The organism is Haloarcula marina, from assembly GCF_024218775.1.
Taxonomy (GTDB): Archaea; Halobacteriota; Halobacteria; order Halobacteriales; family Haloarculaceae; genus Haloarcula; species Haloarcula marina.
This window is the reverse complement of the sequence record NZ_CP100404.1, coordinates 1,307,160-1,321,230: the sequence shown is the minus strand read 5'-3', so window position 1 is coordinate 1,321,230 and position 14,071 is coordinate 1,307,160. Positions and strand designations below refer to the sequence as shown.

The window sequence follows — 14,071 nt, the reverse complement described above, 5'->3', positions numbered from 1 at the left end:
CGGCACGGACTGCCCGACGCTGCGTTTCTCCTTTTGGCTGTCACACCGAGAGCGCCGCGAGACTTTTCCGCCCGCCGTCACTCTGTGCGGGTATGCTCGACGCGGGCGACCCAGCGCCGGACTTCGACTTGGAGGGGACCGCTGGCGCGGGCGTCGGGGCGTACCGTCTTTCGACGGCGGCCGAACAGGCCCCGGTGCTCGTCGCCTTCTACACCGAGGACTTCGCCCCGACGTGTACGGCGTATCTCGAAGCCCTGCGGGACACCGACTGGGCCGCGCTCACCGACGCCATCGCCGTCTTCGGCGTCGCGCCCGGCAGTCTCGACGACCATCGGCAGTTCGCCGACGAACTGGAACTACCGTTTCCGCTCCTCGCGGACCATCCGGGCGTCGACGCGCAGTTCGGCGTCCAACGACCTGACGGGACGACGCGACGAGCGGCGTTCCTCGTCGACGGGCGCTGTCGGGTCCGGTTCGCGTGGGCCGACCACAGGGACGCGCCGGGCGGCGAACCACCCGATATCGAGCCGATTCGCTCTGCCGTCGCGGACCTGTGACTACCATGCTGACCGGGCGCGGGCCGGAGCGTTCACACCGACGCGACGTGACCCGCCTCACTCGCCGGGAGCGATAGCACAAAGTCGGTTCCGCACAGTCGAGTGGGTATGGGAACGCCGCTCGATTCGCGCGAGGCGCAGGCCACGGAAGTCGTCGACAGACTGCACGAGGAGTACCCCGATTCGACCATCTCGCTGAACTACGCGAACCGGCTCGAACTGCTCGTCGCCGTCGTCCTCTCGGCGCAGTGCACCGACGAGCGAGTGAACGAAGTGACTGCAGACCTCTTCGAGAAGTACCGGTCTCCGGAGGACTACGCTGAGGCGAGCGAGGAGCAACTCGCCGAGGACATCTACGGCATCACGTTCCACAACAACAAGGGCGGCTACCTCAAGGGTATCGGCGAGAAAATCGTCGAAGAACACGACGGCGAAGTCCCCGACACGATGACGGCGCTGACCGACCTCCCCGGCGTCGGCCGAAAGACCGCCAACGTCGTCCTGCAACACGGCCACGACATCGTGGAGGGCATCGTCGTCGACACACACGTCCAGCGACTCTCACGCCGTCTGGGTCTGACCGACGAGGAGCGGCCCGAAGCCATCGAACAGGACCTCCTCGACGTGGTTCCCGAAGACGAGTGGCAGCAGTTCACCCACCTGCTCATCGATCACGGCCGCGCGGTGTGTGGCGCGCGCTCGGCCGACTGCGAAGCGTGCGTGCTCGCGGACATCTGCCCGTCGGAGAAAGGCGACAGCGACACCGACCTCGCCTCCGGCGAGGCGTGGGCGTAACTACGCCTGTTCGTCGTCGCCGAGACGGACCGTCAGGACCGGTATCTCGGCCGTTCGGACCACCTTCTCGGTGACGCTTCCCAGCAGGAAGCGGTCGATACCGCGTCGCCCGTGCGTCGGCATCACGATGAGGTCGGCGTCGGCCTCCTCGGCGTAGTCGAGGATGGTCCGGTAGGGGTTCCCGCGACGGACCTCCGTGACCGTCTCGATTTCGCGGTCGGCGAACGCCGCGGCGGCGGCCTCGACGAGTTCCTCGCCAGCCGCCTCCAGCCGTTGCATCCCGCCGCGTCCCTTCTCGGTCATTCCCGACTCGCGTTCGACATCGTCGGGCTTCACCATCCCGGAAAAGCCGGTGTCGTCGTCGGACATCACCAGATGCGACGCCTCGTTTTCGCTGTCGGCGACGTAGAGGACGTGGACCGTCGCATCGCACAGCGACGCCAGTTCGATAGTCTGGTCGAGGGCCGCTTCCGCGCCGGGGCTGCCGTCCGTCGGAAAGAGGATTCGGTCGTACATGTGTCGACGACCGGATGTACGCCACCGACTATTGTCAATCTGTTTGAATTATCGAGTCGTGGATAACCGGGTCCCGCCGTTCAGACGAGGTAACGGAGGACGTAGCGCGCCGCGCCGACGACGTACGCGAGCATCCAGAAGATGACGTAGCCGAAGACGCCGATGCGGAGGCGGGAGCGCCAGTGGCTCATCTGCTCGCCGCCGATTTCGTCGAGCAAGAGGTCCTCGTCGTAGTCGTTGTACAGGTCGTGTTCGCGCTTGGCCCGAAAGATGCGGACGATGCCGGTCCCGCCGAACAGCAACAGCGCGTACGCTTGCAGACCGAGGTACGCGTGGACCGCCGACAGGCCGCCCAGTTGGTCCGGGAGTCGCGGGGCCATCCAGAACACCATCGGAACCGTCGTCAGCGCGAGGCCGGTCACCACGAACTTCAGGTGGTGCACCAACACGTCCCACGTGACCGGTTCCGTCTCGATGATGTAGTACGCGCCGTAGACGAAACACGGGAAACTGAGTGTCACCGACACCAGCGCGACGCTCGCGACGACGCTCTCGGACACCATGAGCGGGCGTTAGCGAGCGAGCGGTAAAACCTGTCCGAACGCCGCGTTGCGAGCGGTATCCGTCGCCCTCGTGTGCAGTGGGCGGCGACGGTCGGTCACGACACGTTTTTCGGTACCCCAACCGTATCTCCGACAATGGCCGACCCGTCTGAGGAACAGCAGGACACCGACGCGACGGAGACGCTGGCCGACCAGACAGTCGACGGCGATGGTGACGCCGACGAGCAGTCCGTCGCGGCGCTCCGCGAACAAGTCGAGGAGAAGTACGACTTCGACAACTTCGGGCCGACGGACATGGCCGAGATGACTCCCGAGGAGTGGGACGCGGCCTTCGACGCCGACACGTGGATTACCGGCGACGAGTTGCTGGACCGGGTCACGAAGGACCTCCGAAATCGGGTGTCCAGTCGGGACGTGTTCGCCCGCATCGAACGCCACCACACGCCGCCGCACGTCCTCGCATACTCCGACGAGGGATACGCCATCGTCCGCCCCGACGGAAGCGTGGAGGGCGAGGGCACCGTCCTCCGGGACGTGAAGCCGACGGTGGCGCTGTGCTCGATGGACTCCTACGACGTGCCCGAGAGCGTACCCGACAACCCGCTCCCGGAACCGGACGAGGTCCCGGAGGGCGGCGGCGAACTCGGCAACCGGATGTTGCAGGTCATCGCGGGCGCGCAACTGCTCGCTGGCCTCGCGCTGTTGGGTGGCGGCGTCCTGGCCGTCGCGGGCGTCGTCGGCGGTCCCGGAGTCAACATCGTGGCGCTGTTCGTCGCCGGACTCGCGTTCGTCGGCATCGCGCTGGTGCTCTTTTTCACCGTCGCGAACGCCCGCCTCTCCGATAAATTCCGCGCCGAGGAGTACCGGGACCGACTCCGCGCTGTCGGCCTGGAAGACGGCGAACGGCCCGACTTCGTCCCCGAACTCGACCCCCAGAACGGAGGGCACGAGACGGAGACCAACGAAACCGACGAAGTCGGTGCGTGACGGTGCCTGCGGGCGGTATCCGGTGGGTTTATACAAACACAGTCCTGACTTCGGGACGTATATGAACAGGCGGGAGTTCGTCCGGACCGCAGGAGGTGCCGCAGGTGCTGCGGCCACCCTCGGAGCCGCCGGGACAACCGCTGCCCAGGAAGAGGGCGGCGGCGGCGGCGAAACTGCACCGGACTACGGCGGCTATCTCGATCAAGTCGGGAACTTCGGCGGCCCGACGAGCACTGTCGACGCCACCGGACAGGACACCGTGACGGTCGAAGTCGGTGTCAACGCGAACGGCGGCGCCTACGGATTCGGCCCCGCGGCCGTCCACGTCGACAACGGCGCGACTGTCCAGTGGGAGTGGACCGGCGAGGGCGGCGGCCACAACGTCAAATCGACCGGCGATGGCCCGATCGATTCGGGTAGCGCAGTCGCGAACGCTGGCGTCAACTACGAGCACACCTTCGAGGAGGACGGCGTCTACACGTACTTCTGTGCCCCCCACGAGGGTCTCCAGATGAAGGGCGCAATCGTCGTCGGCGAGGACTACGCCACCCAGACAATCGGTGGCGGCGGACCGCAAGAGGTGGACCCCCACTACGCGGGCGTCCCGATTCAGCCCCACTACGTCGGCTTCGGCGCGGGGCTTGCGGTGGTCATCCCCCTCGTCTTCACGTTCTTCCAACTGAAGTACGGCGAATCGCCCCACACTAGCGGAGGGAACAACTGATGGCGTCCGAAGGCTCCACCTACGGCGACATCCACCGGTACGAACCGCCGCGCGAGAGCACGGCCGCCGCGATGGGTATCGTCCTGCTGACGGTCATTCAGGTCGCCCTCGTCGGCCTGTTCACCTACGGGATGCTCACCGGATGGGCGTCCGGTATCGGGACGACGCTGACGGTTCGACTCATCGAGGCCAACATGTTCCTCGGCGGCGTCCTGACCGTCATCTTCCTCGACTTGGCGTTCATCATGCTGCTGTACCGCAAGGAGTTCCTCCCGGACGTGATGATCGTCAAGAAGCGCCGTCGCAAGTGGGAGGACCTCTACATCCGGCAGGAGGACGTCGACGGGGCCTCTCTCGCCGACGAGGAACAGTTGGTCGACACGATCAAACGCGCAGTCTACCCCTACTACAAGAAGTAATATGCCACTAGACGAAGACAAGTATCCAGCCGAGACAGGTCGTCGGCGCTTCGTAAAGGGAGTCGTCGGCAGCGCCGCGCTCTCCAGCGTCGGAGTCGGCGGTGCCGCGGCCGTCGACGCAACGACTGACGCCGCCGGAGAAGGCGGCGGGACGACTACGTTCGTCGGCGTCGAGAACACCGACGGTCCAGCACCGCGTGGGATGCCCATCATCCCCATCGAAATCAACGGCGGCGAGATATCCGGCCTCTGGCCGGAGTTCGACCCCGAAGCGGGCGTCGCAATCGCGCCGGACTTCGGCGGCAGCGGAATCGACTACTCCTCCGCGTGGTTCCAGTACTGCGGTATTCAGAGTTCGCCCGGTATCTACCCGCAGGCCGAGCGAACGAACACGTTCCTGAACAGTCCGGGGTCGTTCGCGTGGCAGGGAGAGGTGGAGCGAGGCGCACCGCTCACCGTCGACATGTTCGACGACTACCAAGAGTGGGGCAACGGTATCGGACGGTCCGGCCTCGGGAAACCCGCGAGCGCCAACTGGCGCGCGGGCGACGAGGACAGTGGCGTTCCGATACAGATTCTCCGATCCGTCGAAATCGAGAAGATGGCAAACGGGGAGGGCCAGTACGGTGACCTGCCCAACAACATCCAGAACTTCATCTCGGAAGCGACCCAAGACGGGTTCATCGCGTGGCTGAACAAGTGTACGCACTTCTGCTGTGTCCCGGGCTTCAAGACGCAGGAGGGGAGCGTGAACTTCGGCGCAGAGGACAGAATTTACTGTCAGTGCCACCAATCCGTGTACAACCCGTTCAGTCCCGTCCAGAAACAGTTCGTGGCACTGCCACGCCCCCCACAGGCATAGACAATGAGTCTCGAACGCAAAGACGAACACGACCACAAAGGCTGGATGGAATCGCGCGAGCTATCGCCGCTCGAATCGATTTATCTGACCGCGCTCATCTGGCTCGATAAGCGCCTGCGCGTCGTTGACTACCTCGAAATCCTCGAGGACCTCTACTACAAGGTCAACATGCAGATGCCGAAGAGCCACACCGAGCAGTACAACCTCGACAACAAGTTCTGGTACTGGTACCCGCTGTACGCGCTCGGGTCGTTCTCGACCATCGCGTACGTCGTGGCCGCCATCTCCGGCGCGCTACTCGGCTTCTACTACGCGCCCGCGGCGGCCGCCGCCGACGGGTCGCCGACCGTCGCGTACGACTCGGTGCTGCTCATCATGGGCCAGTTGAACCTCGGCTACTTCCTGCGGTCGGTCCACCGCTGGGCCGCGCAGGTCATGGTCGCGGCGGTGTTCCTCCACATGCTCCGCGTCTACTTCACGGGCGCGTACAAGGAGCCCCGCGAACTCAACTGGCTCATCGGCATCATCCTCATCTCCCTGACGCTGGTGTTCGGGTACACCGGTTACCTGCTCCCGTGGAGCCAGCTATCGTTCTGGGCCGGACAGATAGGCGTCGAGATGTCGCTTTCCATCCCGCTCATCGGCGAATGGGTGGCACAACTGATGTTCGGCGGGTTCACACTCTCGCAGTCCACGCTGCAACGGATGTACATCCTGCACGTGTTCTTCCTGCCGTTCATCACGACGGCGCTCATCGCCGTCCACATCGGCATCGTCTGGATGCAGGGCATCGCGGAACCACACTGATACAATGAGCGACAACGAAACCAACGACGACGTTCGCACAGACGGCTCGGGCGGTGGCATCGTCGCGCCTGACGACGAGACCCCCACGTGGTCCGAGCGCAAACAGCGGTCGCAGGGCCTCTCGCGGCTCACCTACGAGTACTTCGAGCGTGCCCGCCGCGAGGACCAGGACCTCCGACAGGAGTCCGACTACGTCGAACGCGACGTGCTGGCGTTCCCGGCGTGGCCCCACGAGATGATTCGGAACCTCGCGCTGACGAGTTTCTTCGTCGGCATGATTCTGTTCCTCTCGGCGGCGCTCCCGCCGGAGATGCCCAACGCGGCGAACTCCGGCGTGACCCCCGCCATCATCCTGCCCGACTGGTACCTCTACTGGTCGTTCGGCCTGCTCAAACTCGGGCCGCTGAACCCGGACCTGTCCATCCTCGGCGGACAGAAACTGATGGCCGACCGGACCTACGGCGTGCTGGCGAACGTGGTCGTCGTCGGCTTCGTCGCTATCGTCCCCTTCCTCAACAAGGGGTCGGCGCGCCGCCCCGTCGAGCAGCCCTTCTGGGCCGCCGTCGGGATGGCTGGCGTCATCTTCAGCCTGACCATCGCCGCGCTGTCCATCAAGAACCTCATCCCGATGGACTCGCACCTGCTGTTCGACCTGACGTTCCTCGTCCCCATCGTCGCGGGCACCATCACCTACGCGGTGCTGAAGACGATGCGCGAGGGCTACATGTTCGACCTCAACCGCCGGTACTACCGACTCCGCCCGCCGAAGTAACGCGTTCGTCTACCCGTTTTCCCGCCACACACTACCGTTCGCGAGCGACGCGCGGCGACGCATTGTCCCCGTCTCGCCGCAGTAAAGTAGCTCCCAGCCCTAGCGGTGGTAATGACCGAGGACCAATCCGCCACGGAGGACGACCCGGACCTCACTGGCGTGCGGAGCGCCGAGGGGTCGCGTGACGTGGTCGTGCCGCTACGGGTCTACAAGACGGTCACGGTGTTCTCGACGCTCATCGCGGTGTTCAGCGTCGTCGGCGGGTTCATCCTCGTCGACGTCGCCACCGACCGCGCCTCCGCCCCAGCGTCGGAGATAGACGTGCCGGTGGCTATCGGCGGCGTCGGCCTCATCCTGTTGGGGACCGTCGTCTACGCCTTCTCGACGCGATTTCGCACCGAGGAGATGGGAAAGTCTAAAGACGACGCTAACGAACACTCAGATAATGGCTGACGAGTTCATCAAAGGGTTCGGCGCGCTGATGGTCGGCGGACTCGGCTGGATGACTATCGCGGGCTGGTACCGCACACCGAGCTTCGAGGGAGCACAGCTCATCGGCGAGGTGACCGTCGAGGAGCCCACCCTGTTCGACAGCATCGCACTGGCCCTGATGGACGTGTTCTTCTGGTTCGCCATCTTCGGGGCCCTGACGTTCTGGGTCCTCATTCCGCTGCTCGAAGAACTGCGCGAGTACCTCGACGAGCGGTCGGCGTAAGTCGTCTCTTTTCACGATAGCGAGCCCTGAGCAGCGCCGCCGCCGGTCGACGGTTTCGGTCCGACAGCACACCAGCGCGGTTAGCCGCGGCAGGACTGCCGTAGCACAGAAACGAATATGGCGGCCTGCGTGACGATGGCGACGTACGTGAGTTCGGCCAGGTTACCCTACTCGGGCCGGTGACGTGTAGCGACACGTCGCTGTGGGCAACAGCGGCACCGCTCGTCCGGAGGAAACTACCGAAAACGGAGACGTGACGATTTCAGACGATGGCCTGCCACGGAGCCTTGATGAGCCAGAAAAGGCTCTGATAGCTCGCGTACAGCAGGACGACCATCGCCGCGGTGACCGCGCCCTTCGGGCGTTCGAGCGCGAGGTCACTGCGGGCTTCGACTTTTCGCGACTCGAACTCGAAGAAGTCGGTGATGACCATCCCGAGGACGAGAACGGACATGACCATGCCGCCGTGGTGAGCGAGCGTCATGTAGTACAACGACGTGACGACCAGCAAGACGTTACTTGCGAGGTGGGCCGGATGCCGACTGATTTCGTCCGCGCCGCCGTCGGCGTACTGCGCAGTCTGTCGTCTGTGGGCCAACAGGCGCGTCCCGAAGTTGGCAACCACCAGCACGAAGAGGATATACTCGATAACGAGCACGTCCCCGGGAGCCGTACTCCCCATAATGGTGTCCAGTGGCCCGAAGAGGGTTACGGATGGCTGCATATTCGTGTCTCCGTCCGAGGGCCATTAGTGTCTTTCCAATCAGGGCGGGGTCAGTCGAAGCGCGAGCGGCTCGCACCGACGACCGCGACTCGCGCGGTGCCGGACAGCGCGAGCGACACTGCGTCCCCGCAGTCGACAGTTCCCCGTCGCGTCCCGTCGACGAACAGCGCGACGGTGGCCTCGTCGCGCTCGACCGACAGCGAGAGGGCGTCGATCGGGAGGACCCAGTGGTCGGGACTGGTCGCGAACGGCGCGACGGGTGCGACGACGCCGACGGCGTCCGACGGTGCGAGAATCGGCCCGCCGATGCGGCGGGCGTAGCCGGGTGACCCGGCGGGCGTCGCGACCGTGACGCCGTCGGCCCGGAACTTGCCCACGGCGTCGGTCGGCGTCTGGATGGCGTACTCCGAGATGTGGGCGGCGTCGGCCGTGACGACCGTCACATCCCACACGGCCATGCCGGTTGGCTCTCCGGCGACCGTGACCGACAGCACGGGGTGTCGTTCCACCGTCGCGTCGTCGAGCGCGTCCACGGCGTCCCCGACGGCCGCCCGAGAAACGGAGCGGACGCCCCGACCAGCGTCGACCGGGAGGACGAGCGAATCGCCGTCGGCCGTGGCGACGGCACGCACCGCGTCGCTTCCGACAGCGACGACGCTGTCGGCGGTCGGCACGTCCTCAGGGGTCCCCCGAACGACCGAGTAGCCAGCGTCCCGAACCGCCTCGGCGACACCGGCGTCGCCGACGACGCCCACCGTGTTACTCATTGTGAGAGAATCCGGTCGGGCGGAGAAAAGCCTGCCGCACTCGGTTTTTTTCGGTCCGCGCGTCGCGGCGCGGTTCGTCAGTTCGAGAGTCGCTGGCGAGCGTACTTCGCCAAGAGCGGGAGGTCAGAGAGGTGGAACAACTGGGCGAACGCCCGTCGGTTGCCAGAGTTGACCTCGGTCAGCACGTCGTCGTCGGTCTGCTGGAGGTCGGCCATCAACTGGTCGTAGCGCTCGTTTGGCGCGAGGTACAGCAGTTCGGTCATCGTCAGTCGCGTTCGCTGTTTCGGGGCCACGTCGCTGTGCCACAACTGATCGTAGACCGCCAGCGACTCCGCGGACGTGTCCGGGTCGTTCGGGGTGAGGGCGGCGTCGACGGTGGCCGCGGCGGCGCGGGCGGATTTCATGCCCTTGTGGATGCCCTCGCCCCAGAGCGGGTCGATGCTGGGGACGGTGTCGCCGATGGCCATGAAGTTGTCCGTGCTCAGGGAGGCCGGCGGCTGAATGTGTGCCGAGCCACGATGAGCGTGTTTCCCCTCGATTCGTTCGGCGTTCTCGAAGCGGGGGTCCCTGTCTAACCAGTATTCGAGGTAGTCGTCGATGCCCATGCCCTCCTTCGAGTAGTCGTGGTGGGCCGCGTTCTGAATGTAACAGAGGCCGACCTTCGCGGTGTCCTCACCGGTGTGGAAAATCCACGAGTAGCCGCCGGGCGCGAGGTCGTGGTCGAGGCGGAGCATCATCGCGTCGTTGAGGTCGGCGTAGCCCGCCCGATTCATGTCGACGCCCTCGTACTCGTACTCGATGCCGATGGCCTGCTTCTCGCGTTTGAGGTCGCAGACGCCGAGTTTCTTCGCCAGCGGCGCGGCCGGGCCCGTCGCGTCGATAATCACGTCGGCGTACACCTCTCTGTCGCCGTCGTAGCGGACGCCGACGACCTCGCCGTCCTCCATGATGGGGGCCGAGACTCGCGAGTCGAAGCGATAGGTCGCGCCCTTCTCGCGACTGTCGCGGACGAGGAAGCGCTTGAAATCGGCGAACTCCAGCACTGCGCCAGTCTGGGTACGGACGTAGTGGTCGTTCGGCGATTCGAGGACGACCTTGTCGGTGTAGTGCATCACGACGTCGTCCGGGATCGAGAAGGCCGTCATCGCAGAGGGGAACGTCCCGGCCGTCGATTTGTTGCTCTGACGTGGGAAGTCCGATTCCGACTCGGTTTCGAGGACCAGTACGTCGTAGTTCCGCTCGGCTAAGTCACGAGCACACTGGCCGCCCGCGGGACCAGCCCCGGCAATCACCACGTCAAAGCGGTCGCGCATGCTTGTGGGTTACTCGTATCGGTTATCAGTCTTGCTTTATCTACCGCCGACGCGCCGTCTCTCGAAAGGGTAAAGGACCCGCCAACCACAGCAGTTGCCACACTCGGAGAGACGATACATGGTGCTCAAGACAGGGGCTGGCGCGCTCGCCGACAGTCGAAGGCTCCCGACCGCACTCCGGTCGGTCCTCGGCTACTACGCGGACACCGGCGTGTTCGACTACAGCAGCCTCTCGCTCAAGTCGGAAATCGACGACCGGACCGAACGGATGCTCGACGACGTGTACGACCGCGTCGAGGCGGCGCTCGAAGACGAGTTCGGCCGCCCCGTCTCTTTTCGCTACGACACGAAACTCATCCTGCCCGCGCAGTTGACGCTCGGGTACGTCTATCGAGAGGCCCGTCGAGACGCCGGCACTGACCCGGTGACCGATAACATCGCCACCGGTGTCCCGCCCGTCGAGACGGCGGGCCTGAGCGGCGACACGCCCGACATCTCGCCGCGCGAGCAGGTCGTCCGCGCCGAGCAGATGACCCGTCTCTCCATCGAAGCGCTGGTCGACGGCGACATGCGCGACGCCATCAACGACGACGAGTTCGAGGACTTCGAGACGGACATCGACGCCGACCCACGCCGGGTCGCTGAGACAGCGCAGGCCGCGTTACAGTCCCACCTCGACGGCCTCCTAGACCAGATGCCCCCCGTCGTCGCCGACGCCTACCAGTGGGCCGTCGACTACTCCGAGGCCCATCAGGACCGCGACGACTACTTCCGCGACCTGATGACGGCCGCCGAGGACGGCGACGAGGACGCGAAAGACGCCATCCGCGAGGAGTACAAGTTCGCCGACTACGATGAGGACCCGGCGGCGCTGACCGAGGCCGAGAAGCAACTCCCCTACAGCAAGACGCAGTACGCCCGCGTGGGGGTCATCTACGACGGAATGCTCGACCTCTATCGACTCGCCGGACTGGACATCGACGACGACTTCGCGAAGGCCATCGTCCTCGCTATCATCGGCGCCCAGGTGTGGCTGGACGACGTGGACGACTACGCTGACGACCGGGCCGAAGGACAGTTGACGCCCGTGACGGCGGAGTACCTCCTCGCGCCGGACGACCGGGCGGCCTACACGCGGGTCGTCGACATCACCGAACAGTACCTCAACCTCGCCAAAGAGTACGCCACGGCCGCCGAGTCGCCGCTGACTGGCGTCGCTGTCGAGTACATCTATCGCTCGGGCGACCCGAGTGTGTTGCCCGGCCACCGCTGAGCGGTTTCTCGTACCGCCGCGTTGTCACAGCGCACACCCAACCACGTCGGTATGCCGTAGTTACTCCTGTATCGCCTATCTTCCACGTGACCACGAACGCTCGCTCGGCGGCGGTGTCCCACCTCGTCGACAGAGACTACCTCGCGGCCGCGCAGTCGTACACTCACGACGCCCACCGGCGCTTCGGCGGCAGCGACACCGGCAGCACGCTACTCGAACCCGGTGGCAGGGGACGGACGGCGAAGGGACTCGCGTCGCTGACGCTCGCTGGCCTCTGTTTCCGACTGGTGGGACTGGACGACCGAGGAGAGACGCGGTGTCGAGAAGTCGAACTGCTCGCGGGCGAGCAACGCGACCACGTCCGGGAGGGCGTCGAGAGCGCACTGTTCTCCGAGTTCGTCGGCGACGCGAGAGCGGTCCGCGGGGCCGACCCGGGCGACGCCTACACCGACGCCGCCGACCGCTACCGCGCCTGTGCACCCGTCGACCCGATGGAGCAGGTGACAGCGCCGACGTTCGACGCCGCGAACGAAGTCGTACTGCACGCCTCTCGGAACACGAGCGCAGAGGTCGCGTGGGACGATATCCACGGGAGCGACACCGGGTCCGTCGGCTACCTCACACACCGCCCGGCGTTCAAACGGCGGACGTTCCCCGGAGTCGTCGACGCGGTGCTCGACGCCGGGATACTGCACGTCCCGCGCGGAACCACAGAGTTCAACAACGCGAACTTCCGGTGTCCCGACTGCGACCGGACCGACGTGAACTGGGTGGCCGGAGAGACGGTCTGTCTGCACTGTAGCGTGCGGATGGCCGACCGCTGACTCCCGCACCTACCGCTTCCCGAGTGCCCGCTCGAACACCCGCTGTGCCCGTTCGTACGCGTCGTTCCGGTCGACTATCGGCCCGGGATAGTCGGGCGCGAGTTCCTCGCGTTCCGCCGCCGGGAGCGTCGGCCAATCGACGATTTTCGAGGCCGGTACGCCGCGCAGTTCCGGGACGTACTCGGTGACGTAGTCGGCCCCGCTGTCGTACTTGCTCATCTGCGCCACCGGGTCGAAGATGCGCACGTCGACCGAATCGGTCCCCGTCGAGGCCGTCCACTGCCAACTGGCGTAGTTCGAGGCCGGGTCGTGGTCGACCAGTCGCTTCGTGAAGTACCGCGCGCCCTTCCGCCAGTCGGTGAGCAGGTGTTTCGTGAGGAAGGAGGCGACGTTCTGTCGGGGTCGGTTGTGGACGTACCCCTCCGCGTCCAGTTGCCGTATCCCCGCGTCGACCAGCGGATACCCCGTCTCGCCGCGTTTCCACGCCTCGAAGTGCTCTGGGTCGTTCTCCCACTCGATGGCGTTCGGGAAGGACTTGTAGTTCGCCGTCAGGAGCGTCGGATTGTGGTACAGCAGGTGGTAGCTCTGTTCGCGCCACGAGAGTTCGTAGCGGTACTTCTGGACGTTGCGCTTCCCGTCGGCGCCGACCACGGCGTGGCGGTCGCTGGCGTCGCGCCACACTTCGCGGATGCCTATCATCCCCGCCGCGAGGTACGGCGACATGCGCGAGACGGCCCCGACCGGTCGTTCGACGGCCGCCTGCATGTCGTCGCGCGTGTCGTTGTACGTCTCGATGCCGTCGGCGAGAAACCGGTCCCAGCGGGCGCGGGCAGCGTCGTAGCCCGCCGCGGGAAGGTCGATATCGGCCTCGATTTCCGGCGCAGTCTTCGAGTCGCTGACGGCGGCCAGCGAGTCGTCGTCCGGCGTCTCGGCAGGTGGCAGTTTCTGGACGGCCTGCCAGTCGTCGTAGAACCGACTGTGGTTCTCGTACCGCTGGTCGAGTCGGGCGGGGTCGACGAGCAACAGGTCGGTCAGGGACTTCGTGGGGAGGGCGTCGTCGACGCGGCGCTGGCGGTTCCGCCGCGCAGGTCGGTAGTGCTCGTTGTAGAACACCCGGTCGGCATCGTGCTCCTCGACCACCTCGGAGAGAACGTCGACGGCGGACCCCGAGCGAACGACGAGGTCACTCCCGCGCTCGCGATACTGCCGCTTCAGGGCACGAACACCGCGCATGAAGAAGGCGCGCTGGCGCTTGCCGACCTTCTTCAGCAGGTCGGAGTCGACGACGTAGACGGGGACCACGTCGGCGTCGTTCGCCGCGAGCGAGAGGCCGCGGTTGTCCGGAATCCGAAGGTCCCGCTGGTGCCAGAAGACGTGCATACCTCAGGTTGGGACCGCGCACTTATGGTCCGGACCCAATCCAGTTGTGTGTGCGACGGCGTGGCAGTGAGAA

The 14,071-nt window shown here is 65.6% G+C and carries 18 protein-coding genes; 12 read left to right on the top strand and 6 right to left on the bottom strand.

What is annotated here, in order from left to right; all coding sequences use genetic code 11:
* Positions 1 to 92: 92 nt before the first annotated feature.
* Together NJQ44_RS06895 and nth are read left to right on the top strand one after the other, a co-directional pair.
* Positions 93 to 557 (top strand): redoxin domain-containing protein, encoded by a 465-nt coding sequence (locus tag NJQ44_RS06895; protein WP_254273948.1) that lies wholly within the window; start codon positions 93 to 95, stop codon positions 555 to 557.
* Positions 558 to 665: 108 nt separating this feature from the next.
* A complete protein-coding gene (gene nth, locus NJQ44_RS06890) occupies positions 666 to 1,352 on the top strand; it encodes an endonuclease III (RefSeq protein ID WP_254273947.1) in 687 nt (228 codons plus the stop codon).
* Here the strand turns inward: nth and NJQ44_RS06885 are convergent, their stop codons facing one another.
* Both NJQ44_RS06885 and NJQ44_RS06880 read right to left on the bottom strand, forming a co-directional pair.
* Positions 1,353 to 1,868, bottom strand: coding sequence for a universal stress protein (locus NJQ44_RS06885; protein WP_254273946.1), 516 nt, complete (start codon positions 1,866 to 1,868; stop codon positions 1,353 to 1,355).
* An 80-nt stretch (positions 1,869 to 1,948) separates the two neighbouring features.
* Complete coding sequence (locus NJQ44_RS06880) at positions 1,949 to 2,431, bottom strand: DUF7321 family protein (RefSeq protein WP_254273945.1); 483 nt, start codon at positions 2,429 to 2,431, stop codon at positions 1,949 to 1,951.
* Between the two features lie 135 nt (positions 2,432 to 2,566).
* On the opposite strand from NJQ44_RS06880, the gene NJQ44_RS06875 reads away from it, so the two are divergent.
* The 8 genes from NJQ44_RS06875 (at position 2,567) to NJQ44_RS06840 (ending at position 7,717) form a co-directional block, all read left to right on the top strand.
* Positions 2,567 to 3,418, top strand: a complete 852-nt coding sequence (locus NJQ44_RS06875) for a DUF7319 domain-containing protein (protein WP_254273944.1) — start codon at positions 2,567 to 2,569, stop codon at positions 3,416 to 3,418.
* Between the two features lie 61 nt (positions 3,419 to 3,479).
* Complete coding sequence (locus tag NJQ44_RS06870; RefSeq protein ID WP_254273943.1) at positions 3,480 to 4,142, top strand: halocyanin domain-containing protein; 663 nt, start codon at positions 3,480 to 3,482, stop codon at positions 4,140 to 4,142.
* On the top strand, positions 4,142 to 4,561 hold the full coding sequence (locus tag NJQ44_RS06865; protein ID WP_254273942.1) for a DUF7318 family protein: 420 nt from the start codon (positions 4,142 to 4,144) through the stop codon (positions 4,559 to 4,561). Before NJQ44_RS06870 ends, NJQ44_RS06865 begins: the two co-directional genes overlap by 1 nt.
* A 1-nt stretch (position 4,562) precedes the next feature.
* The gene (locus tag NJQ44_RS06860) at positions 4,563 to 5,423 is read left to right on the top strand and encodes a ubiquinol-cytochrome c reductase iron-sulfur subunit (protein WP_254273941.1); all 861 of its coding nucleotides are present in this window, start codon (positions 4,563 to 4,565) and stop codon (positions 5,421 to 5,423) included.
* Between the two features lie 3 nt (positions 5,424 to 5,426).
* The gene (locus tag NJQ44_RS06855) at positions 5,427 to 6,230 is read left to right on the top strand and encodes a cytochrome b (protein WP_254273940.1); all 804 of its coding nucleotides are present in this window, start codon (positions 5,427 to 5,429) and stop codon (positions 6,228 to 6,230) included.
* 4 nt (positions 6,231 to 6,234) lie between these two features.
* On the top strand, positions 6,235 to 7,002 hold the full coding sequence (locus NJQ44_RS06850) for a cytochrome b family protein (protein WP_254273939.1): 768 nt from the start codon (positions 6,235 to 6,237) through the stop codon (positions 7,000 to 7,002).
* 111 nt (positions 7,003 to 7,113) lie between these two features.
* Positions 7,114 to 7,455, top strand: a complete 342-nt coding sequence (locus tag NJQ44_RS06845) for a DUF7315 family membrane protein (protein ID WP_254273938.1) — start codon at positions 7,114 to 7,116, stop codon at positions 7,453 to 7,455.
* Entirely contained in the window at positions 7,448 to 7,717 is a 270-nt protein-coding gene (locus NJQ44_RS06840; protein WP_254273937.1) for a DUF7314 family protein, read from the top strand. Before NJQ44_RS06845 ends, NJQ44_RS06840 begins: the two co-directional genes overlap by 8 nt.
* A 262-nt stretch (positions 7,718 to 7,979) precedes the next feature.
* Here the strand turns inward: NJQ44_RS06840 and NJQ44_RS06835 are convergent, their stop codons facing one another.
* The 3 genes from NJQ44_RS06835 to NJQ44_RS06825 form a co-directional block, all read right to left on the bottom strand.
* Positions 7,980 to 8,441, bottom strand: coding sequence for a DUF7313 family protein (locus tag NJQ44_RS06835; RefSeq protein WP_254273936.1), 462 nt, complete (start codon positions 8,439 to 8,441; stop codon positions 7,980 to 7,982).
* A gap of 50 nt (positions 8,442 to 8,491) precedes the next feature.
* Positions 8,492 to 9,208: an NAD(+)/NADH kinase gene (locus NJQ44_RS06830; protein WP_254273935.1), complete on the bottom strand. Its 717-nt coding sequence runs from the start codon at positions 9,206 to 9,208 to the stop codon at positions 8,492 to 8,494.
* Between the two features lie 77 nt (positions 9,209 to 9,285).
* On the bottom strand, positions 9,286 to 10,521 hold the full coding sequence (locus NJQ44_RS06825; RefSeq protein WP_254273934.1) for a digeranylgeranylglycerophospholipid reductase: 1,236 nt from the start codon (positions 10,519 to 10,521) through the stop codon (positions 9,286 to 9,288).
* A 118-nt stretch (positions 10,522 to 10,639) separates the two neighbouring features.
* Between NJQ44_RS06825 and NJQ44_RS06820 the strand changes: the two genes are divergently transcribed.
* Positions 10,640 to 11,794 carry a hypothetical protein gene (locus NJQ44_RS06820; RefSeq protein WP_254273933.1) on the top strand — a complete coding sequence of 385 codons (1,155 nt, stop codon included), beginning with the start codon at positions 10,640 to 10,642 and terminating at the stop codon, positions 11,792 to 11,794.
* A gap of 86 nt (positions 11,795 to 11,880) precedes the next feature.
* Positions 11,881 to 12,618 (top strand): hypothetical protein, encoded by a 738-nt coding sequence (locus NJQ44_RS06815; protein ID WP_254273932.1) that lies wholly within the window; start codon positions 11,881 to 11,883, stop codon positions 12,616 to 12,618.
* 9 nt (positions 12,619 to 12,627) lie between these two features.
* On the opposite strand, the gene NJQ44_RS06810 is transcribed toward NJQ44_RS06815, so the two are convergent.
* Positions 12,628 to 13,998 carry a cryptochrome/photolyase family protein gene (locus NJQ44_RS06810; protein ID WP_254273931.1) on the bottom strand — a complete coding sequence of 457 codons (1,371 nt, stop codon included), beginning with the start codon at positions 13,996 to 13,998 and terminating at the stop codon, positions 12,628 to 12,630.
* Positions 13,999 to 14,071 lie beyond the last annotated feature (73 nt).

Coding starts and splice junctions, on each gene's coding strand:
- NJQ44_RS06855 (WP_254273940.1), top strand. CDS start 5,427: ATGAGTCTCGAACGCAAAGACGAACACGACCACAAAGGCTGGATGGAA.
- nth (WP_254273947.1), top strand. CDS start 666: ATGGGAACGCCGCTCGATTCGCGCGAGGCGCAGGCCACGGAAGTCGTC.
- NJQ44_RS06845 (WP_254273938.1), top strand. CDS start 7,114: ATGACCGAGGACCAATCCGCCACGGAGGACGACCCGGACCTCACTGGC.
- NJQ44_RS06850 (WP_254273939.1), top strand. CDS start 6,235: ATGAGCGACAACGAAACCAACGACGACGTTCGCACAGACGGCTCGGGC.
- NJQ44_RS06895 (WP_254273948.1), top strand. CDS start 93: ATGCTCGACGCGGGCGACCCAGCGCCGGACTTCGACTTGGAGGGGACC.
- NJQ44_RS06810 (WP_254273931.1), bottom strand. CDS start 13,998: ATGCACGTCTTCTGGCACCAGCGGGACCTTCGGATTCCGGACAACCGC.
- NJQ44_RS06865 (WP_254273942.1), top strand. CDS start 4,142: ATGGCGTCCGAAGGCTCCACCTACGGCGACATCCACCGGTACGAACCG.
- NJQ44_RS06885 (WP_254273946.1), bottom strand. CDS start 1,868: ATGTACGACCGAATCCTCTTTCCGACGGACGGCAGCCCCGGCGCGGAA.
- NJQ44_RS06860 (WP_254273941.1), top strand. CDS start 4,563: ATGCCACTAGACGAAGACAAGTATCCAGCCGAGACAGGTCGTCGGCGC.
- NJQ44_RS06840 (WP_254273937.1), top strand. CDS start 7,448: ATGGCTGACGAGTTCATCAAAGGGTTCGGCGCGCTGATGGTCGGCGGA.
- NJQ44_RS06880 (WP_254273945.1), bottom strand. CDS start 2,431: ATGGTGTCCGAGAGCGTCGTCGCGAGCGTCGCGCTGGTGTCGGTGACA.
- NJQ44_RS06820 (WP_254273933.1), top strand. CDS start 10,640: ATGGTGCTCAAGACAGGGGCTGGCGCGCTCGCCGACAGTCGAAGGCTC.
- NJQ44_RS06835 (WP_254273936.1), bottom strand. CDS start 8,441: ATGCAGCCATCCGTAACCCTCTTCGGGCCACTGGACACCATTATGGGG.
- NJQ44_RS06870 (WP_254273943.1), top strand. CDS start 3,480: ATGAACAGGCGGGAGTTCGTCCGGACCGCAGGAGGTGCCGCAGGTGCT.
- NJQ44_RS06825 (WP_254273934.1), bottom strand. CDS start 10,521: ATGCGCGACCGCTTTGACGTGGTGATTGCCGGGGCTGGTCCCGCGGGC.
- NJQ44_RS06875 (WP_254273944.1), top strand. CDS start 2,567: ATGGCCGACCCGTCTGAGGAACAGCAGGACACCGACGCGACGGAGACG.
- NJQ44_RS06830 (WP_254273935.1), bottom strand. CDS start 9,208: ATGAGTAACACGGTGGGCGTCGTCGGCGACGCCGGTGTCGCCGAGGCG.